The sequence below is a fragment of the Chitinophaga sp. 22620 genome, assembly GCF_052044405.1.
Classification (GTDB): Bacteria; Bacteroidota; Bacteroidia; order Chitinophagales; family Chitinophagaceae; genus Chitinophaga.
In genome coordinates this window covers 1,376,410-1,397,522 of record NZ_JBQEMV010000001.1, presented here as the reverse complement: position 1 = coordinate 1,397,522, position 21,113 = coordinate 1,376,410, and the positions used below count along the sequence as shown (strand labels likewise).

The window sequence follows — 21,113 nt, the reverse complement described above, 5'->3', positions numbered from 1 at the left end:
TATACCTTATTCGGGAGGAAGGGGCTACTTTGGCGGGAACGGTTTTCCCGGGTTTTTTATTATTTCTTCTTCGATGATTTCGCAAACTTATTAAAATCCAGCGCCCGGCCTACCCAGAAACCAAGCTCCTTTTTGGTGTCCAGCGCGGTTTCGTCCACAAAAATATATCCTTTCATCACTCTTCCGTTGTGGATCATCAGTTCTGCACCCTCTTTCTCCACAAGGGTCTCAGCCAGCGCCGGGTCCACGCGCACCATGATGCTGTCCGCACGTACGCCCACGCACATTTTATCGTTCACCATAAAACAGGTGCCGCCGAACATCTTCTTTTCTTCGACATTTTTTTCCGCGGCAGCGATCAGTTCCCTTACACGGGCAAGCAGCTTTTCGTTTACCGGCATGATCGAGGTTTTACGTTCAGCTAAGTTACGGCATTCATGGAAAAGGCCTGCTGCTCAACCGGCCGTCATTTAGCCGCATTTTATCAAACAGCGCCAGGAAACATGACCATACAAAAACAGGCCCGTGCTTTTCAGCCGGACCTGTTAGCGGTAATGAAAATCAAGCGGTTATTATTTCCTTTCGGGTATTTTGAAAGTCAGCGGAATTTCGTGCCGCAGCATCCGCGCAGCCTGGCCCGTGAGCCAGAGATAATGATCGGAAGGCTTACCGTCCATCGTGATGAACGAGGTGACCTTGCTCACCGGCGGGTTGTCGCTGCCTTTGAAGATGGCGGTGGCTTCGTTCACCTCGTCGAACATCGCCACGTACAGCATGGTGGCGCCTGCATTGAGCGCAGTGGAGAGCATCTGCCAGTAGAACCGCCCGCCCTGCCTGGGTATGGAGCCGACAGGTTTCACATCGTCCGGGAATTCGTAGCGGCTAAGGTTATGCCAGCTGAAACCCGGGTACACGCAGGGCACGTACGCTACGTTGTTCTCCCTGCACCAGCTGATATCATCCACGGTATTGTCCCTGAAGCGGTCCATATCATTGTGCAGCAACGGCGAGTACCGTTGCACGGCCCAGGGCAGCACGATGTCCGACTGGCGGATGAGCGTGTGCAGGTACGGATCATTGAGGCAATCCGCATTCAGCGTGCGCCAGGCTGTAGGCACGCCCAGCATTACGGCGCAGCCGCCGTACACGGGATCATTCTTCAGGAAATCGATCAGCCTTTCCAGCCCGATGTTCCGGATGTTGTACGGCCTGTCCGGAAAACCGACGCCCCAGATGGCCACAACGGGTTTGCCGTTGTGGTGCAGGTAGGTCTTTTTACCGGGTTGGTCCGTTACTTTCAGCTGGTCTACCAGGTACTTCCAATCATCGATCAGCGCCGAACAATCTTCACCGTTCGCGCGAAGGCCGGAGAGGTCGTACATCACTGCAATAGCGCGGTTATGTTTTGATGCGGCGGCAAAAGCATTTTTGAGGATCACGGACGACACGGAATCCCTTCCGCGGGCATTGCTGAAGAAACGTTGCATGAACACGCCGTCCACGTTGTATTCCTCCATCCATTTGAAATGCAGGTCTACGGTGCTTTTGTCGTAAGAGCTGAAGAACCTGGCATTCTCCCCGTTGGCCATCTTCCAGGACGTGGCGTAGGTTTTGGCGTATTCCGAAACATCCGGCCACATGTCTATCCCGCTGCGCTCTTCGTTGCCGTAAGCGAAGCGGCGGGCGTTGGTGCCGTCGCCCTCCGCCCTGAACCAGCCCTGGTAACCGGCCATGATGAGGCCGTTGTAAGCGGGGTAGCTGGTTTGTTTGCTGTGTTTGCGCTGTGCTGCCACCTGCACGCTGATCAATAATAATAAAGCGATGAGCCCTTTTTTCATGCTGTTGATTTTAAAACTTACCGTACCGGGAGCGTGGCGCTGTAGCCGGTTTCGCCGTGAAACCATTTGCCCGCCTGCCCTGTCAGCCACAGGTAATGATCCGTTTGCAGTTCGTTTTCTATGCCTATGAATTGTTTCGTGCCATTCAGCGGCACTTCCGACTGCCGTGCGCATTTATAGATCGCGGTGCCTTCGTCAATCTCGTCGAACATGGCTACGTACAGCGAGGTGGCGCCCGACATTTTCGCACCGGCCACCTGCTTCCAGAGGAACTCTCCTTTCAGCCGCGGAATGGAATTATAATCCGCCGCGTTGTTCTTCAGGTTGCCCCAGCTGAAACCGGGGAAAACCAGCGGTACATAATCCACCTTGTTCGTTTTGCTCCACTGGATATCCGCAGCCAGTTCACCGCCGGCTACCGTGAGGTAATTATCGTTGCTGTAACGGCCCACAGCCCAGGGCATAATAATGTCGGTCTTTTTGATAAGCGCATGCAGGGCCTGCGAATTCTCGGTATCCTTGCTGAGCGAGCGCCAGTAGTATGGCACGCCCAGCATTACAGATACCCTGTTGTTGCTGCCTTTCAGCCTGCCCACCAGCGCGTCCGCATCGGCGGTGGTATACTTCCGGTTGTCGTTGAAGCCTACGCCCCAGATCACCACCAGCGGCTTTTTCTTATGCCGCAGGTAGGTAGGATGCGTTTTGTTGTCGAACAGGCTGAAGAGTTGCTGCAATTCCGCCCAGTCCTTTTCCACGTACGCCACATCGGCGGATGTACAACCGCTGAGGTCGTACATCACGCAGATGGCGCGGGAATATTTTTTGGCTGCTTTCAGCGCGTTTTCCAGCACTTTGTTGAAGTGGCGCTTGCCTTTTGCATTTTCATTTTTCACCTCCACCACAAACCGCTGCATGAACACGCCGTCGATACCGTAGTCTTTCATCCATTTGAAATGCAGGTCCACCGATTCCTCGTCATAAGGACTGTACAGCGGTGCATTGGCGCCGCTGGGCAATGTGAAGGGAGAAGGATATTTTTTCGTGTATTCCGTCATATCCGGCCAGAAGTCTACAGCTGCACAGCCGGGCATAAAGCCGCCGCAGTTGCCGTTGCGGTAGTGGTACCATCCTCTTTCGGAAGCGTCGCCTTCGGCGGCGAACCAGCCCTGGTAGCCGGCCATCACGAGGTTATTGTAGGATGTATACAGGCAGCCCGTTTCATCGTACGTTGTGTCCTGCACGGTCACCGGAGGATCAGGCCTTGGGGGAGGCGTATTGCCTGAGCCCTTCGAGCAGCTGTATCCGGCCCCCAGCAACGCCGCGAGTAAAATTACCTTGAGTTGTTTCATGATTATATCGCCAGTTTAACGGGTGCTGCATAATTGAATTTCGCTTCGCCAACGGAGATCAGCGCGCCTACGCGGAACCAGTATTCCTTGCCAAGCGGCATCTGCGTTTTGAACTCGTCCGGATTATATTCCAGGCGGTATGTGGTATTGGGATCGGCCGGCGCATTGATCTCCTGTTCCTTGTGGCCGAGGCGCATCGGTTCGCCTACGCGCACGTCCTTGTCTGCATAGATGCCGATCTTCACCACGTTGCCCGCTACATTCTGCTGCAGCTTGAAGGTGGCCACCACGAGGTTGCCTACTTTTTCCACTTTCAGGTTCTGCACGCGCAGGTAGGGCGTTACCGTGAAATCCAGCACGGTCTTGCCTTTGATCTGTATTTCCTGCGCCGGCACGTCCACGAAGTTGCCGCGCATCGGCTTCACAGTATAGGTGTTCTCGAACAGCAGGCTGTTCTCATACGTACCATCGGTTTTCACCACCAGCACCTGCGGCTTCACGGGATCGTATCCGTGTTCGGTGATCTCTATCGTTGTGCCGCGGATAATGTCCTGCTCCACGAGCTGTTTGGTATCCGCATCGATGATCCTGCCGGAAAGCCCGGCGGTGGGGCCGTCGAAGTTGTCTTTGTCGCAGGCGGCAGCAAGCGTTATTACACCGGCCAGAAGTATATATCGTAACGTTTTCATGATTGAAGTTTTCTGTATTAATACTGCGGGTTCTGTACCAGGCCGTTGGAACCGATGCCGGGTATGTAACGGTAGTAGGATTTAGGCTCAAACGTACGGGGATTGGAATTCGGCACCTGCACCCTTACGAAAATGTACTTGGTGGCGGGCAGCGCGCGCAGGTCCTGCAGCGGCAGCAAGGTGTGCATGAACCGGTTGTTGAACACGGTATGATATTCCCTCCTGCGGATCAGGTCCCAGAACCGTTTGTTTTCGAACGCCAGCTCCACTCTCCTTTCACGTTGTACATTTTCCGCGGTGAGCGGGATGTTCACTGTATGGCCCGCGCGGCGGCGGATATCGTTCAGCGCTTTGGCCGCGGCCGTAGCATCGCCGGTACCGCTTTCCACCACTGCCTCCGCGAGGTTCAGCAGTACTTCGGCATACCTGAATTCCGCCCAGTCCGTCGTGCTCTGGTTCCAGCCGGGAACGATCGGGCTGTTCTGGTTCATGAATTTCCTGAAAGAGAAACCGGTACGGGTATTGTTGCCGCCGTAGGTATCAAACCCGGAATACATCGTGGTGCTCGGTGCGCCGTAGGTGTAATAGGTATTGCCGCCAACGGTGATCTGGTCTTTGGTGCGGATCACAGCCTGGCCGTCCGGTTTCACGTAACCGGCCTGGATCACAATGTTGGTGCCTTTCCAGGCAGTGCCGGGCAGGATGGCCGTGCCCCAGAGGCGGGCGTCCTTGTCTTTGAATATCTCGTTCGGCGTGTTGAACTGAAGATATGTTTTCGCCGGATTGTACCCGCCATAATCATTTACATTGCCATCTACGGTGGTCACAACGGGAGCGCTCTGGCCCGGAGCGGTGTAGCTTTCATACAGGTCTACCAGTTCCAGCGTGGGGTTCATCCTGCCGGGGTGCGGCCACCCGTTGGCTGCCTGGGCGGGTTGGTACCAGATGTCGTAGTTATGGCCGAGGTTGGCGCCGGGCAGGTTATAACCTTTAATGAGGATTACTTCGTCCTGCGCGTCGTTCGGGTTCTGGAACAACAGGCGGTAGTTTTCCGCGGCTTCCGCCGGGGAAGCGGGATTAGGACGGAACAGGGAATAAGCGCCGCCGGCAATGATCGCCTGGCTGGCCTGGATGCAGGCTGCGTAATACCCTGCCGCAGCGGATGCTTCGATCCCTACGAGCTGCTGCGTCACCGCATCGCCGCTCAGCGGGGCTCGGGAGCCGAACTTCGCGATGGAAGCGGCATGCAGCGCAGCGCGCGATTTGAGCGCCAGCGCGGTGTATTTGTTCGCCCTGCGCCCTTTGGCAGTGCCCAGGTTCGAGGCCGCCACATCGCACAGTTCCATTACATAATCCCAGGTTTCTTTTTCGGTGCTGCGCGGCACTTTCAGCGCATCGGCATTGCCTTCATATTTCTGCGTCGCCTTGATCAGCGGCACGCCGCCGTAACGCTTAACCAGCCCGAAATAAGCAAAGGCCTTGATGAAATTGCCCTCGCCGGTCAATGCGTTCTTTTCCTCCTGCAGGATGTCCAGCGTGGGAATCGCATCGATCAGCAGGTTCACGTCCCGGATGAGCTTATACCCCTGGTCCCACCAATGGAAATCGCCGTCGCCCAGGAAGTCGCCGAACTCGGTGTGCATGGCTTCTTCCGTCAACATGGCTGCACTGAAGCCGCCGTTGTTGGGATCGCCGCCGTTCTGGTTGAAGCCCGCCCTGAAATACGCGAAATCTTCGATGGGCAGCTGGTAATACAGGTTGGCCATATAGATCTTCACGCCTTCCGGGTCGCCGAACAGTACTTCCGCCGGGATCTTGTTGGTGGGCTGGATGTCCAGGATGCCCTGGCAGCTGAACAGCATGCCCGCTAAGAATATTGCGAATAATTTTTTCATTGTCTTAGAAATTAACGTTAACACCAAAGTTGAAAGCGCGCATCAGCGGATAGTTGAAACCTGCGTTGAACAAGCCTTCCAGCCTTTCAGGATCGAAGGGTTTCACGAAGCTGTCCGCGATGGTAAAGAGATTAAAGCCGTTCGCATACACGCGGATCTTGCTGATGCCGGAACGGTTGTACAACCTTGGCGCAATGGTGTAGCCCAGTTCTGCGCTCTTCAGCCTGAGGTAAGAAGCGTCTTTCCTCCAGGTATCTGTTTCGGTATACATCCTGCCCACGTCGAAGTTGAAGCGGGAAGCGGGCCATTTACCGGCGATCCATTCGCTGTTGGGATCATAGGGATCCGCCTTGTGCCAGCGGTCGAAGAAGTAAGCCGGCGTATTGCCCCTGAAGGCCATTATTTCGGCATATACTTCCTGGAACCTTACGGTGTACATGGCGGCGCCCTGGAACAGCAGGTTCAGGTCGAACCCTTTCCAGGAGGCGTTCAGGTTGAGGCCGTAATTGATACGGGGCGCCTTGCCCGCGGGGTTGAGGTCGTTGTTGTTGCCGTTGGCGCCGAAGTATTGGGCCACCATGTCGTTATCATTGATCACACCGTCGTTGTTGGCATCGAGGATGCGGTAGTCGCCGGGCAGCTCGCGCCGGTTGCCCTGGTCGCCATTCTGCAGCGCGTGGGCGTATACTTCGTCCAGGTTCTGGAACTGGCCGTCGCTGATGTAGGACCATACCCAGTCGTTGTTGCGGTAATCGTTCGCGTTCCTCCAGCGTTCCCAGCTGTTCAGGTCTTTGCCTCTTTCCACGTACAGGTTCATGCTGCGGAAGAAGTTGAAGTTGCCGGAAATGCCGTATTGGAAATCGCCGATGGTGTTGTTGTGGCCGAGGGTGAACTCGATGCCCTTGATCCTGGCGGAGTTCAGGTTCTCCTGCGGCAGCGAAGCGCCGAAGGTATTGGGCAGTGTCAGGTTACGGAAAGCGGGAATGCCTTCCATGTCGCGGCGGTAAACATCCACTTCGAGGGTGAGCTTATTCCTCCATAATCCCAGGTCCATACCGATGTTCAGCGTTTTGGAACGGGTCCAGGTGAGCCCTTCGTTCACGATGTTGGGCGATGCCGCACCGGTAGTGAGGGCGCCGTTGGTGAACTCGTATTGCCCGCCGCCGGAGAGATTGTAGCCTACAATGTACTGGAACGGCGCAGCAGCGTCCTGCCCGAGGATGCCGTAGGAAGCGTCGAACTTCAGGTTGGAGATCACGGGTACTCTTTCTTTCATGAAAGGTTCTTCGGATATCCTCCAGCCTGCGGAGATCACCGGGTAGAAGTCCCAGCGGTTGGACGGGTGGTAGGCGTAGGAACCGTCTTCCCTGAACGCGAATTCCACCAGGTATTTGGATTTGTAATCGTAGCTGAAACGGCCCAGGTAACCGATGCTCGCGGTGCGGTTCTCGTTGCCGGAGTTTTCCATTTTGGCGTTGCTGGCCCTGTCTATCTGGTCCATGGTATAGAAGTCATACGTTCTTCTCAGCCAGGCATCGCGGCCCCACCATTGCTGCGTTTCCATGACCAGGGTAGCGGCCACGTTGTGCGCGCCTGCAAACTGGCGCTGGAAATTGACCTGGCCCTGCATGGTCAGGCGGGCGCCATTGCCGTAGTTGTTGGAGATCGTTGCCGCGCCCACGCGTTGAGGGGCCGCCACGTACGCGCCGTTCACATAATTATATAGCTTGTAGGGTTTCTGCACGTCTTTATTCGTATACACGTTCAGGTCGTAACCGGCCACTCCGCGGAGGCTCAGGCCCTGCACGAAAGGCACGGTGTAGTTGAGCGCGATGGTGGTCTGGATATTCTTCGTCACGGATTCGTTGTAACCGGTGATGTCCTTGTCTGACAGTACCACCGGGTTCTGCGTGGAGGGGCTTACGTTGAAGGGATACTCCGGGTTGTTGTTGGCATAAGGCTTTTCTGTAGGCAGCGTTACGCGGGTGCCTTTAAAAATGTTGAAGAAGTTCTCGCCCGGTGTTTCTCTTTTGTCCCAGCGGCCGCCGATCAGCACCTCCAGCTTCAGGTTCTTGTGCAGCTCGGTGGTGAGGTTGGTGCGAAGGTTGAAACGGTCGTATCCCATGTCGTTGGTCCTGAGCAGGCCCGCCTCGTTCGCATAGGCGAAGCTCACGAAGTACTGGGTCTTGTCGTTGCCGCCGGTAGCGGACAGGTTATGCTGCTGCTGCATGGCATGGCTTTTCATGGTTTCTGCGTACCAGTCGGTGCTTTCATATCCCGGCGCGCCGTCGATCCATTTCTGCAGCTCGTCTTTGGTGAGGAAGGGTGTTCCCTTGCCGCCCAGCACATCGGCGTCGTTCCTCATTTGCATCCACTCGCTGGCGGATGCCATCCTCGGCACGTCCGTAGGTTTCTGGAAGCCGACCATGCCGTTGTAATTAAAGGAGGCCTTTCCTTTGGAACCTTTTTTTGTGGTCACGATCACTACGCCGTTGGCTGCGCGCAAACCATAGATCGCGGCGGTCGCATCTTTGAGGAAGGAAATGCTTTCGATGTCGTCCGCATTGAGTCGCTGGAATTCACCGGCCCCGTCGCGCACGATCCCGTCGATCACGAACAGCGGCGTGCCGAAGCCCCTGATATTGATGCTGTTCTCGAATGTGCCGGGCTCGCCGCCGAGCTGCCTGATCTGGAGGCCGGCCACCTTGCCCTGCAGCTTCTGCGCGATGCTGATGTTGGCCACCGTCTGGATCTCCTTGTTGGTGATATTACTGACGGCGCCTGTGAGCGTTTCCTTGCGTTTGGTGCCGTAGCCGACCACCACTACGCCGGAGAGCTGCTCGTCATTAGGTGTCATTCGTACGTTTATCGTACTTCTGCCGCTGATCTGTTCAACGGCGGTAGTCATGCCCACATAGGTGAATGTGATCTGTGTGGCGCCGGCGGGCAGGGTCAGCGAATATTCGCCTTTGGCGTTGGTGGTTGCGCCTGTTCTTTTGCCGGCAGCGTCTACGGTGAAGACCGTTACCCCGGGGAGGGCTGCGCCGTCCCGTTCATCGGTAACCTTTCCCGTGATGGTTTTCTGCTGGGCTGCTGCAAATAGCGGAAGCAGGCAGCACAGCATCATAAAGTGATAGATTTTCTTCATAACGATTTTTTTCGTGGAGGAGAATAGGATGCAGAATCTGGTTGAAAACGTGGTATTCGCGAATGTCCGAGATTATGGATGCAAGTAACCCGGTGGGCATTAATAAATCGATTAATGAAAGCGTTAATAGCCGAATTAATTTTTATTTATTGACAAATTGATTGATTATCAATGTACACGAGAAAAGAATTGCGGATATTTGTATCGAAACTTTCCAAATTATGCTTATCTTAAAAATCGCGTTTCACGAATGAAAGAACGGATCGTATCATCCAAAACGGACAGGTTATTATTATCAAAAGCATTTTAGGTCTCCAATGGGGAAATATATATTTTGTATCTGCTGGGCCCTTGTTTATAGTCATATTATATTCGGACAATCGCACGGACTTGGGTTTTCCAGTCATGAGGTGGTTCCAGAGAAAAGGACATCCCTACATCTGACCCCGGGGGCGCCCGTGTGCCTGCGCGGGCAAACAGACCTCGGCTTCGACCTGGAGTTCAGGCCGAACATGGAAACTTACTTCGGGTACGTGGTGCGGGTCATCACTACCGATCATCAGAATATAGACCTTGTATATAACCAGCGGCTGGGCGTTTTTCACTGCGTCATCGGCGAAAAGGTAACGGGAGAATTCAGGATCGATACCCTCCGGCTTTACCGCGGGTGGAACCCGGTCAGGATAAGATTCGACGAAAAGGCAGGGGAAGTGGTGTTCTACCACCGCGATAAGCCCGTTTGCCGGGGCAGGCTCGCCATCCGGGAAAACACCTGCGCGCATATCTATTTCGGCGCCACCAATTTCGAAGGCCATCAAACGCTGGACCTTCCGCCCATGAACATCAAAGACGTGCGCATCACGGAGAACGGGGAGCTGAAACACTTCTTCCCCCTTTCCGAAAGCCAGGGCGCCGCGGCGGACGATACCGAGAGCAGGGACACCGCGGCCGTGCGTAACCCCGTATGGCTCAAACCCAGGCACCAGAACTGGGCGCTTGTAAAGACCGTCGAAACGGCCGGCACTCCCAGCATCGCGTTCGACCAGCAGAAAGAAGTACTATATATTATTACCGCCGATTCCACTTTCCGGCTCACTTTCAGGGACATGCAGCTGCGTGGCGAGGCGCTGGCGCAAGGGCATACGCTGCTGCCTGCCGGCAACCAGTCCATATACGACCCCGTACGGCAGCGGATCTACAACGTGCTGATCGACGAAAAGAAAGTGCGCACGTACGACACGCTGGCACGGCAATGGGACGATACCTTCACGCATACCGAGCTGACGGAATACTGGCAGGCGAATAAATTCGTGAGCCAGCCGGACACTTCTTTATATATACTCGGCGGTTACGGGCAGCTGCGTTACAAAAATCTCGTGCAGCGCTATCATTTTTCCAGGGATACCTGGGAAACAGTGCCCGTGAAAGGCGATCACTTCATGCCGCGTTATATGGCCGCGCTGGGGCTCAATGCCGCGGGAGACACCGCGTTCATCCTCGGCGGTTACGGCAGCAATACCGGCGACCAGTCCGTGAACCCGAAATACAATTACGAGCTGAACGCATACAGCATCCGCGACCGCAGCTTCCGGACCGTCTGGCGCTTCCCCGAGCCCGCGCGACAGTTCTGCTTTGCGAACAGCCTGGTGATAGATACAGCCACCCGTGAATATTACACCCTCATCTACCCCACCGATAAATTCAATTCATCGCTGCAGCTGATCAAAGGTTCGCTGGCGTCGCCGGGGTACCAGCTGATGGGGGATTCCATCCCGTATTCGTTTTACGACATCCGTTCGTTTGCGGACCTGTTCTATTGCCCCGTGAGCAAAAAGCTGGTGGCCGTAACCCTTTACAATTCGAAAGAAAACACTTGCCAGGTAAAGGTCCACACACTGGATTTTCCGCCCAATGCACTCGTGCCCGCCCCTGCGCCACGCAAAACATATATCGCGCCCTGGTGGGTCACATTGCCAGGCATCACCCTGCTGTTATTTATCCTGCTGGCGCTTTCCCGCCGCAGGTGGCAGAAAAAACAGACCGCGAAAACAGCTGAGCACATACCGCTTGCGGAAACAGCACCGGAGCAGCAGCCCGAGCGCTCAGCCGTATTCCTTTTCGGGCAGTTCGAAGCGTTCGACAAGGAAGGGAATGATATCACGAAACTCTTTACCCCGCTGCTGAAAGAACTTTTCCTGCTGGTGCTCATCCATACTTACAAAGACGGCAAGGGCATTTCTTCCGAGCAGCTGTTCGACATCCTGTGGAGCGACAAGCCGCAGAAAGATGCGCGGAACAATTATTCAGTGAACATCGTGAAGCTGAAGGCCATTCTGGAGAAAGCCGGCGAATGGCATATCGGGAAAGAATCGGGGAAGTGGAAGCTGGAGGTGCTGAACCAGTCCGTGCAGGTGGATTACGCGCGCTTTGCGCAGCTCTGCGCGCAGAAGAACGCCTCTTCGCGCCCCTACATCCAGGAGCTGCTGGGTATTGTAAACCGGGGCGCTTTCCTGAAAGCCGTGCAATACGAATGGCTGGACGATATCAAGTCAGACATTTCAGGGCAGGTGATAGACCTCTTCCTGCAATATATTTCCACCGCAGACCTGCATGCCGAAGCAGAGCTGGTGCTGCGCCTCACGCACGCCATCTTCCTGTTCGATGCACTGAACGAAGAGGCGCTGGCCTACCGCTGCCGCAGCCTTATTATCCTTGGGCGGCATGGCATTGCGCAGGAAGCCTACCAGAAATTCGCGAAAGAATACAAGGAAAGTTATGGGCAGGAGTTCGGCCGCTCATTCAAGGATATCTCGCAGCAGGGTTAACCTTTCCTGCCGCGGGATATCAGCCAGATAATGAGGCCCAGCACCACCGCCACCAGCAGGAGGCCGGTCCATACCCCGGCTTTGAAAATACCTTCCACCAGTTCGCAGCTGCTGAGCGTAACCGTTAAAATTCCGAGCAGGAAAAGCATTGCGTTCTTCATAGCGTTCCTTTTTACTTCCTCGAAATCATATACTGTGCCGGAATGCCAACACTGCAACAGCAGCGGATCGCAGCCCTTCGCGCGGTTGGCTGTTGGGGACGTATTTCCACAACGCAGGCTTATATAGGCGCGTTGAAGGGGTCCATGCCACTGGCGATCGTAACGGGCTTGCGGGTGGTGATCACTATCGGAGAAATGCCGGCGGCGCTGAATTGTTCCGGCAGCATCGTAAAACATACCACTTCGCCTGACGTGTGCCCCTGGTCCGCCAGGATGCCGCGAACCGTGCGGCTTACAAATGCCTGGGTGTTATGCGCATCAAATAAATGAGAGTTGGCAGAATGCCTGGAAGCCATGCGGTAGCTGGTGCCGCCCGCCTGGAGCACCCAGCGGAAGCGCATGCCGCTGGCGTGAAAGCGGTTTCCTTCCATACCGGGAACGCCTTCTATGTTGAAGATGGGATCCTGCTCATCGATCGTTTGCGTGTAGATGGTGGTGCCGTCAGGCGTGCCAATATCCAGGCTTTGACCCCTGTAGCCCGCGGCGCGGCTAGTCATGGCGGCTGCGGGCATTACGGCGAGGAAGTGCACGAAACAGGCGTAGCTGTCCGCATTATTGAGGCGCAGGCCCGGCGGGTCGCCCGCGGTGCCGGAATCTTCATGTGCTGCGTCCGTAGCCGCCGCAGGCCGGACCGTTTCAACGCAATCCGCCCCGAAATACCCCGTATCGTCCACGCCGAGATAATAGTGCGCCAGTTCGTGAATGATGGTATTGGCTTGTTTGGTGAGGCCCTCCGTCAAAAAAGCCGGGAAGCAGAGCATCACATTACCGACCGCTCCCCTGGCGGCGCCAGTGCCTTCGTGGCTTACATAAGCGGCGCGGGCCTGCCCGCTGGCGCTGGTACAGGGTCCATAACCTTCTTCGCCTGCACTGGTGCATTGGTAGGTGGCGGTGCGGATGCGGGCACGGATAACTTCGAGGCGTGACCGCACCTGGGCGCGCGTGGCTTCGCTGTCGTCGCGGAATGCGAGGAACATCGCATTATTCACACTGTCCGGCAACGGTACCGTATCCATGATGGCGATAGCGCGGGTGATGTTATTAAAGGCTTCAGACACGGCTTCGTTCACCGTTTCATTTTCCGCTGTGTTGCAATCGCTGACAGGCGCGCGTTGTATCACCGGCGCTGCTGCGGGCGAAAAAAAATTCCCTGATCCCTGTGATGGAAAAAACGCAGAAGCTTTGCCTGTTGGAGTGGCGGTTTGGGGTTGAGCCTGTTGCATGGGGCCTTGGGGGTTAAATTCTTTATGAATTTACGGAATTCCGGGCATAAAAAAAGCCCGGCTGGAAAACCGGGCGCGTAATACTACAAATGGAAATTTTACAACTTTCAACAAAGTAAAATAAAATTTCTGAAAATAAAACAATCAATATGAGAGAGTTACAATCAGTGCGTGTTTCAGCGGCAATGAAGCTGCCCGTTTTTCCAGTAGAAATGCACGTCCCCAGTGAGATTCACCTGGTCTATGAATACCTGGAGCGGTTCGTTCCGGTTGAGCTGGCCCCATAAATTTTCTTTTGCGACGGCCGGATTATCGATAATAAGGGGGGTATCGAACCATCTTTCGAGCATGACCGCCACGGAGGCGATGCTGGCTTTTTCGAAATAATGGATGCCCTGGCGCCATCCGAGGGTGCGGCGGGCGTCGAAGGTTTCCACTTTGATGGGTTCGCCGGCGTTCACGATCGCTTCGTTGCCGGGGCGCAGTTCTATCCTGTCTATGCCGGAGCGGATGGCTACTTTGCCGGTTACGAGTGAAGTGGTGACCGTATTTTCCGTATATGCGTTTACGTTAAACTCCGTACCCAGCACCTGTACGCTGCCTTGCGGGGTGTGTACGGTGAATGGGCTTTGTTCGCTGGCGGAAACCTGGAAGAAGGCTTCACCGTCTTCGAGGTATACTTCGCGTTCGTTCTTTTCGTAGGAGAAGCGGAATCGGAGGCGGCTTTTGCTGTTGAGCCACACGCGGCTGCCGTCTGCGAGTTTTATCTGGTAGTCCAGCTTGGCGGGCACATTGAGTATGCTCCAGCCCTGGTCTGTTTTTTTATCGGGGGCGAGTTCCAGCACGCGGTTGTTGTTCTGGAAGGCGGTGTGTTGCTGCAGGCCGGAATCTTTGAGGGGTATGACCTTTCCGTCTTCGAGGGTGATGGAGGCGCTGCCGCTAACTTGTTGGAGTGCGAGCGGATCGGTTTGTTCCGGCTGGCGGTTGAGGAATATAATAATGCCTGCTGCGATGGCTGCCGCGGCGGCGGTGGCGGCGGCGATGCGGCGGATGACGGTGCGTTTCCGGTTGCTGCGGAGGGTTTGCGCGCGTGTGTAAACGTCGGCCAGGCCTGCCTGCCGGTCGAATGACCGGATGAATTCTTCCAGTTCTGCGGGCGGGATGTTGCCGAGTTCCTGCCGTAGCTGTACGGCTTCGGGGTTGGAGGCGAGGATGGCTTCCAGTTCGCGTTTTTCATCCGTGGTGAGCCGGTCGAGTATTTCGCGTATGAGCAGTAGTCGTATATGGATATTATCTTCCATGAATTATTAAGTCTATATTATAAGATGCAATCACCGCGCGAAAGGGTGAACTTTGGCTGAAAATAGATCGTTGGCAAGGAAAAAAATGTTATATTCAGTACGCGAAGGTACGGTTTCCGGGCCCAAAACAAGGATAACATTATTAACCAAAAAGGGTGAACGAAAAACCGTCTTTTTTGCCCATTCCTACAAATTTCTCTTAACTTTTGAATAAGAATCAAAACAACAGTTATTATCGTATAACCCAATACAGGCCTACACTTCCCCGAATTAACAATTTCCCCTTATTAACAAATCCATAACGTAAAATTGTTTTTCTATTAACTAATTTTCGGTCCATAATCAACTAGCATTTTCATTTATCGGACAAGTATGAATCTCGTTTTTCTCCCTTTTGGCTGACACAGAAATCTGCTTATTCCTGAAATAGACATGAAAGTATTCTGAACAACTGACTCTAATAAAACCTGCGAAAAGTGGAGGAAAAATTTCTCATCACAAAATTGCAAGAAGGCGACAAGGAGGCTTTCGACGAGGCTTACAACAGGTACTCGCAGGAGATGCTTGCATTGGCCTATACCTTTCTGAGGGATAAGGACGATGCGGCGGATACTGTGCAGGATTGTTTTGCTTTGTTACTGAACAAGCCGAAGCTGTGGAAGTCCATTTCAGATCTCCGCTGGTACCTGATGAAGATGGTGCAGAACCAGTGCCTGGGCCAGATCAGGAAGCGGGCGTCTCATTCTGAAAAGGAAGAAGTTTTCCAGTACTACAACAGATCGGCCGCTGCGGACATTACGATGCCGGAGGCTTTGGCATCGTTCAAGCAACAGGAAGACGAGGAGCGGATGGAATATCTGCTGGGTTTCCTGACACAGCAACGGAAAACGGCTTTGCAGCTGGTATACCAGGAAGACCTGACGTACCAGCAGGCGGCGGCTAAAATGGGGATCAGCAAACAAAGCGTGAAGACGCATCTGCGTTACGCCAAACAGATCCTGAAATCGAAGCTGGGCTTTGTGATCAACCTCATAGCGCTTTCTTTTCTGATAAGCTGAGCGCTGCACCAATTCAATCTTACCGTGATTCTGCAGATATTCCCAGGTCTGGGGTATCGCATGCATCCATGTATTTCGTAATAAAAAGTCTTACATCCGTGTTTTCCCGGGTGAGGCACTTTATTGCCTTCACTGAAGTTTTTATGTCCATTTTTTAATTTTCTCATGTGAATGTTCAGTCCTGATAATTTCTCATGGGGGCTTTTTACAACCAACAAAAGCATCTACTATGCAAAAAGTCTACTCTCTGCTGCGGAAAAACATAAGATGGCGGGCCGTGTCCCTGATTTTTATGGCAGTTCAATCGAATGCATTTGCCGCGGCACAGGACAGCTCCAACGTATCCCTAAACTTTACCAATCAGCCGATTGAAAACGTATTTATTGCCCTTGAAAAACAGACCGGCTACACCGTATTTTTCTCCGGCAGCACGCTGGACGGCAATACCCCCATCACCGTAAAAGTAAGCCAGGTAACCCTCTCCAACGCCCTGGCCGCCGTGCTCCGCGGCAAAAACATCACCTGGACGATTAAACATAAAGGCATCGTACTTTCCAAGAAGCCTGTTGCAGCGGATGCGCCTGCAGAGCCGGTGAACCTGGCGGATACTGTTCCGCTGATCAATGTTTCCGGGGTTGTAGTAGATGCCAAAGGCAATCCTATCCCTGCCGCTACCGTTTCCCTCAAAGGCTATCCCCGCGGGCAGGGGACTGATAATATGGGGCGCTTTAGTTTTACGAGGGTGCCTGGGAACGGGACGCTTGTGTTTTCTTCGCTGGGTTATGACCCAAAGCAGGTGAGGATTGGCGGGAGGGGGGAGATTAGGGTGGCGTTGGATTCGGCGATTAGGGATATACAGGGGGTGGAGGTAGTGTCTACGGGGTACCAGAATATTCCGAAGGAACGGGCGACGGGGAGTTTCGTGCAGTTGGGGAATGAAATTATCAACAGAAATCCTTCCTCTAATATCCTTGATCGCATTATAAATGTCACTAGCAGCTTAAAATTCGAACCGGTTGCAGCCGGAGGGTCTGGCGGAAATGAGACAAGCATTTCAATTAGAGGGTTTAGTACTATTAATTCCAACATGAAGCCATTAATAGTAATTGATGGCTTCCCTTATGAAGAGTATAACAACCCTCTGAATCAGAGCTCTTTATTATTCAATCCTCTCAATAATATAAATCCAAATGACATAGAAAGCATTACTGTATTACGGGATGCAGCGGCAGCATCAATTTGGGGAACAAGATCAGGTAATGGCGTAATTGTGATCACTACAAAAAAGGGAAATTTTAATCAAAAACCAAGAGTTGAGTTTAGAAGCAATCTTGTCATATCAGAAAAACCAGATCTTAAAAAACTTAAAATTGTCTCTTCACAAGAGATGGTAGAATTTGAAAGAAACATCTTTAAATCCGGATACTATAATCCTTATGACGATTTATACCCACTTTTTAATTATTATCCGGCAATTCCCTTAACAATAGAAACACTCTTACTCAATAGAAAAGGCAAGATTTCTGATCAGGAAACTGAAAAAAGGCTGAACGAATTATCCAATCATGATGTCAGGGACGATATTGACAAGTATTTTTTACGCAACGAACTAACGCAACAGTATAACGTTAATATCTCCGGAGGGAACGACCGATTCACATACTACAGCTCTTTTGGATACGACGATATTAAACTCAGCAACAGGGGAAATGAATCTAAGCGCTTAACCTTCCGTCTTGACAATACGTACAAGATTACCAAAAACTTGGAAGCAGCCTCCTATATTCAGTTTACAAAATCACAGGGGAAAAACAATGGCTTTGATTATAACTCACTTTTAGCTACCGGATCACCTCAGGCTTCTCCTTATGCACAATTGGCCGATGTTACCGGGAATCCCCTGCACGTGCCCTCAATTTCCTCACTTCGCATGACATATCTAGACACTTTAAGTGGAAAGGGCTTACTCGATTGGCACTATCGCCCATTAGATGAGCAAAAACTACGTAACAACATAAGCAATTTTTTTACAACACGGTTGGGAGGTAATATCAGATATAAAATCACCTCTTATATGAATGTGGATATAAAGGGACAATATGAAAGAGGAATAGATAACACCGACTTGATTCAGGATGTGCAAACATTTGAAATGCGAAACAGCATTAATCGATATATGTTTTACGATGCTTCAGGAACTCCTCAATATCCAATCCCTATGGGGGGCTCCATAACTTCGGTGGCCAATGAAAAGACAGCTTGGAACTTACGTGGGCAATTAAACCTCAGCAAAACGTGGGATATGCATCAAATAAATGGCTTAGTTGGTATCGAAGCAGCTGAAACAAAAAGAGACTACAGTCGTACAATGCACTATGGATATGATCCAAATAAGTCAATCTTTAGTCGAAATATAAACTATGGCACTGCCTATCCCACCAGACCTGGAGGAATTTCACCTATATTCAACCAAGATGATATGAATTCTTTTCTTGACCGCTCAAGAAGCTATTTTGGAAATATGGGTTATACCTTTATGAGTAAATATATATTAACATTGAGCGGTCGAATTGATGAAAGTAATTTTTTTGGCTCCAAAAGCAATGACAGGAAAGTCCCTCTCTATTCAGCAGGCGCCAGCTGGAACATCTCTTCAGAGCCCTTTTATAACATAAACTGGATGCCATATCTAAAACTTAGAGGGACACTTGGCTACAACGGTAATATGAATAACAAAGCGACATCATTGCCTACAGCCAGATATGTAAATGGAACATCTTATAATTTACATACCGAACCGGTATTACAGTTACTGACAGCTGCCAACCCAGGACTATCATGGGAAAAAATAAAAGTGGTAAACTTGGGTATAGATTTCGAGATGCTTAAGAACAGAATAAATGGCAGTATCGAATATTATACTAAAGAGGGTATTAATCTAATCGGCATCATACCAATAGAATCTACAAGGGGCGTTTCATCTTACACAACAAACTATGCCAACTTGAAAGGAAAGGGGCTTGATGTAATACTGAATACTGTTAATATCAACGGCGATTTTAAGTGGGCAAGTACACTTTTATTAAGCTACAATACCGATAAAATTACTCATTATACCGTAGACGATTATGTCAAGAACAACATTCAACATAATATTTCTTATGCTGCCTTTGTAGAAGGAAAACCTTTGTTAAAATTATATTCATATCCATTTGCGGGGTTAGACCCCCAGACCGGTGACCCTATGGCCCTGCTCGATAATTCACCTGTCAGCTTCAAAGAATTCATGTCTAACGGAAAAGTTAGCGATCTAAAATACGCAGGGCCAGGAACTCCCCAGGTATTCGGTTCATTCCTGAATACGTTTACATACAAATTTGTCTCCTTATCTTGCAACATTACCTATAAATTTAACTATTACCTACGTCGGCAAACCGTAAACTACTATAATCTAGTCAACAAATGGGGAGGACATTCAGATTATGTACTCCGCTGGAAAAAGCCAGGCGACGAATTAACCACTTCTATCCCGTCTCAACCAGCAGCTCCTTCTCTTTCCAGAGATTTGTTCTTCGCAAATTCTGACTTCCTCATTTTCAAGGGCGACCACATCAGATTGCAAGACCTTCGGTTAAATTTCGACTTATCACAGCTTACGTTCAAATCGGAAAACTCAAAGAATTTGCAATTGTATTTATATGCAAATAATCTAGGAATTATCTGGCGAAAAAACAAATACGATATAGATCCGGATTATCCCAATTTCACAACGATTCCTCCATCTAAAAGTATTGCTATAGGCCTAGTGCTCGGCTTATAACAATCTCTATTTTAATCTGGCTCCATTACATTAAATCCGAAGATCATGAAAATAAATAAAATCCAAATCTTCTTAATACTCTTTCTATTAACATCATGCAGCAAAGATTGGTTGGATGAAAAAAGTGACGGCAAGTTAGCCGTCCCCACAACATTGGCTGATTTACAAGGAATGATGGATGATACAGAGACAATGAATATCAACACGTCTGACAAAGGAGAAATTGCTTCCGATGGACATTATATAACCACTGAAACGTTCATGACTGCAGAAGAAAATGACTCAAAGGATGCCTATATTTGGCGAAAAACGCTACGCTACACAGCAGATGATGGGCTTCAATGGGCAAGTGCCTATAGAAAGGTATTATATTGTAATACTGTGCTAGATGCCCTATCAAAGTTTCAGCCTAAAAACTCATCTGAACAGACCGAATCAGATCATATCAAAGGGCAAGCTCTCTTCCAAAGAAGCTTTGAATTCTTTCATCTATCTCAGTTATATACACCTCCCCTTAGCAATGAAAATAAAGATTCAGAGCTGGGCATATTAATGCGCCTTAACAGCGACATAACATCTCCCACTCACAGATCAACAGTGAAGGAGACCTTTGATCAGATTATCTCTGATCTAACTGGCGCTGCAGCATTGCTCCCCGAAAGGCCCAAAACCCTTACTCGAGCTTCAAAGACAGCTGCATATGCCCTTCTAGCCAGGGTGAATCTTTACCTTGGCAACTACTCTGAAGCTTTAGCTTATTCAGACAACTGCCTAAAGTTATATTCAAACTTACTCAACTTTAACAATCTTACACCAGGTCAAGGCTTCATAGGTCTATATAACACAGAAGTACTATTCCATGCCAGTTTCTCGGGAACGGGCTACCTTACCTACAATTGTATCATAGACAGTAATCTCGTTAATTTATATAATGAAAATGACTTAAGAAAAACGACATTATTTCTAAAAAATACAACCACCGAGGGCTATTCATTCCAAGGGAACTATAATAACCTCCCGGATCCCATTTTTTGTGGTCTAGCTGTTGACGAAATCTATTTAATCCGCGCAGAATGTTATACCAGAATTGGGAAGATATCCGAAGCAATGGCGGACATTAATACTTTATTGAAGTCAAGATGGGAGGCTTCAGCAGTTTACCTTCCCATCACTGCAGCTAATACAGAAGATGCATTGAGTATCATTTTAAGGGAGCGCCAAAAATCTCTGATATTGAGAGGAACTCGGTGGATGGACTTAAGGAGACTTAACCTGGAGGCGCAATTCCGGGTCACTTTAAAGAGAAAAATCGGAGATAATGAATATACCCTTGAGCCTAACAGCTATAAATACGCCTTCCCTCTCCCGGATGATATAGTTGAGCAAACCGGGGTAAGGCAGAATCCTGGCTGGAATTAGACCATACTAAATTCTCGTTAAAAATGGAAATATGGTATTACGGACCACTTTCCGGAAATACCTCCAACCATCTTAACCGGAACTCCTTGCGTTGAAGGATGAAGTAATGTAAATCTTGCACAACAGAATTTCGATCTTCCATCGCAAGGCTCTATTGCAAACGCAACAATGTCCTCGTTTAAATAAGGCGTAACCAGTAAATCTGCAATGATTGAATTTCTCGCTTCGTTTAAAACGAGAACATTGGTTAGCGTTCCTCCAGCATCAATCACATCAACATCTTGTTGATAACAATCAGCAATAAATTTAGCATTACGCTTCATGTTT

The 21,113-nt window shown here is 50.9% G+C and carries 14 protein-coding genes; 4 read left to right on the top strand and 10 right to left on the bottom strand.

The genetic code is table 11. From position 1 onward, the window contains the following. Positions 1-59 precede the first annotated feature (59 nt). From ACTJIK_RS05900 to ACTJIK_RS05875, 6 genes are all read right to left on the bottom strand, one after another. The gene (locus ACTJIK_RS05900) at positions 60-401 is read right to left on the bottom strand and encodes a TfoX/Sxy family protein (RefSeq protein ID WP_440645428.1); all 342 of its coding nucleotides are present in this window, start codon (positions 399-401) and stop codon (positions 60-62) included. Positions 402-572: 171 nt separating this feature from the next. Further along, positions 573-1,838, bottom strand: a complete 1,266-nt coding sequence (locus tag ACTJIK_RS05895; protein ID WP_440645427.1) for a glycoside hydrolase family 71/99-like protein — start codon at positions 1,836-1,838, stop codon at positions 573-575. A 17-nt stretch (positions 1,839-1,855) separates the two neighbouring features. After that, a complete protein-coding gene (locus ACTJIK_RS05890) occupies positions 1,856-3,187 on the bottom strand; it encodes a glycoside hydrolase family 71/99-like protein (protein ID WP_440645426.1) in 1,332 nt (443 codons plus the stop codon). Between the two features lie 2 nt (positions 3,188-3,189). Continuing rightward, entirely contained in the window at positions 3,190-3,876 is a 687-nt protein-coding gene (locus ACTJIK_RS05885) for a DUF3823 domain-containing protein (protein WP_440645425.1), read from the bottom strand. Between the two features lie 17 nt (positions 3,877-3,893). After that, positions 3,894-5,771, bottom strand: a complete 1,878-nt coding sequence (locus tag ACTJIK_RS05880; RefSeq protein WP_440645424.1) for a RagB/SusD family nutrient uptake outer membrane protein — start codon at positions 5,769-5,771, stop codon at positions 3,894-3,896. A gap of 4 nt (positions 5,772-5,775) precedes the next feature. Next, positions 5,776-8,919 (bottom strand): SusC/RagA family TonB-linked outer membrane protein, encoded by a 3,144-nt coding sequence (locus ACTJIK_RS05875; RefSeq protein WP_440645423.1) that lies wholly within the window; start codon positions 8,917-8,919, stop codon positions 5,776-5,778. A gap of 458 nt (positions 8,920-9,377) precedes the next feature. Here ACTJIK_RS05875 and ACTJIK_RS05870 point away from each other — a divergent pair, with 458 nt between their 5' ends. Further along, on the top strand, positions 9,378-11,744 hold the full coding sequence (locus tag ACTJIK_RS05870; RefSeq protein ID WP_440645422.1) for an AfsR/SARP family transcriptional regulator: 2,367 nt from the start codon (positions 9,378-9,380) through the stop codon (positions 11,742-11,744). Here the strand turns inward: ACTJIK_RS05870 and ACTJIK_RS05865 are convergent. From ACTJIK_RS05865 to ACTJIK_RS05855, 3 genes are all read right to left on the bottom strand, one after another. Next, positions 11,741-11,905, bottom strand: coding sequence for a phosphatidate cytidylyltransferase (locus ACTJIK_RS05865; protein ID WP_346316371.1), 165 nt, complete (start codon positions 11,903-11,905; stop codon positions 11,741-11,743). The genes ACTJIK_RS05870 and ACTJIK_RS05865 overlap by 4 nt on opposite strands. A gap of 119 nt (positions 11,906-12,024) precedes the next feature. Beyond that, positions 12,025-13,188: a hypothetical protein gene (locus tag ACTJIK_RS05860; RefSeq protein ID WP_440645421.1), complete on the bottom strand. Its 1,164-nt coding sequence runs from the start codon at positions 13,186-13,188 to the stop codon at positions 12,025-12,027. A 176-nt stretch (positions 13,189-13,364) separates the two neighbouring features. Next, entirely contained in the window at positions 13,365-14,489 is a 1,125-nt protein-coding gene (locus ACTJIK_RS05855) for a FecR family protein (protein ID WP_440645420.1), read from the bottom strand. Between the two features lie 476 nt (positions 14,490-14,965). On the opposite strand from ACTJIK_RS05855, the gene ACTJIK_RS05850 reads away from it, so the two are divergent. The 3 genes from ACTJIK_RS05850 (at position 14,966) to ACTJIK_RS05840 (ending at position 20,786) form a co-directional block, all read left to right on the top strand. Then, positions 14,966-15,547: an RNA polymerase sigma factor gene (locus ACTJIK_RS05850; protein ID WP_440645419.1), complete on the top strand. Its 582-nt coding sequence runs from the start codon at positions 14,966-14,968 to the stop codon at positions 15,545-15,547. Between the two features lie 229 nt (positions 15,548-15,776). Further along, the gene (locus tag ACTJIK_RS05845) at positions 15,777-19,367 is read left to right on the top strand and encodes a SusC/RagA family TonB-linked outer membrane protein (protein WP_440645418.1); all 3,591 of its coding nucleotides are present in this window, start codon (positions 15,777-15,779) and stop codon (positions 19,365-19,367) included. Positions 19,368-19,412: 45 nt separating this feature from the next. Beyond that, entirely contained in the window at positions 19,413-20,786 is a 1,374-nt protein-coding gene (locus tag ACTJIK_RS05840) for a RagB/SusD family nutrient uptake outer membrane protein (protein ID WP_440645417.1), read from the top strand. Between the two features lie 17 nt (positions 20,787-20,803). On the opposite strand, the gene ACTJIK_RS05835 is transcribed toward ACTJIK_RS05840, so the two are convergent. Further along, positions 20,804-21,109: a hypothetical protein gene (locus tag ACTJIK_RS05835; RefSeq protein ID WP_440645416.1), complete on the bottom strand. Its 306-nt coding sequence runs from the start codon at positions 21,107-21,109 to the stop codon at positions 20,804-20,806. Positions 21,110-21,113: the final 4 nt, after the last annotated feature.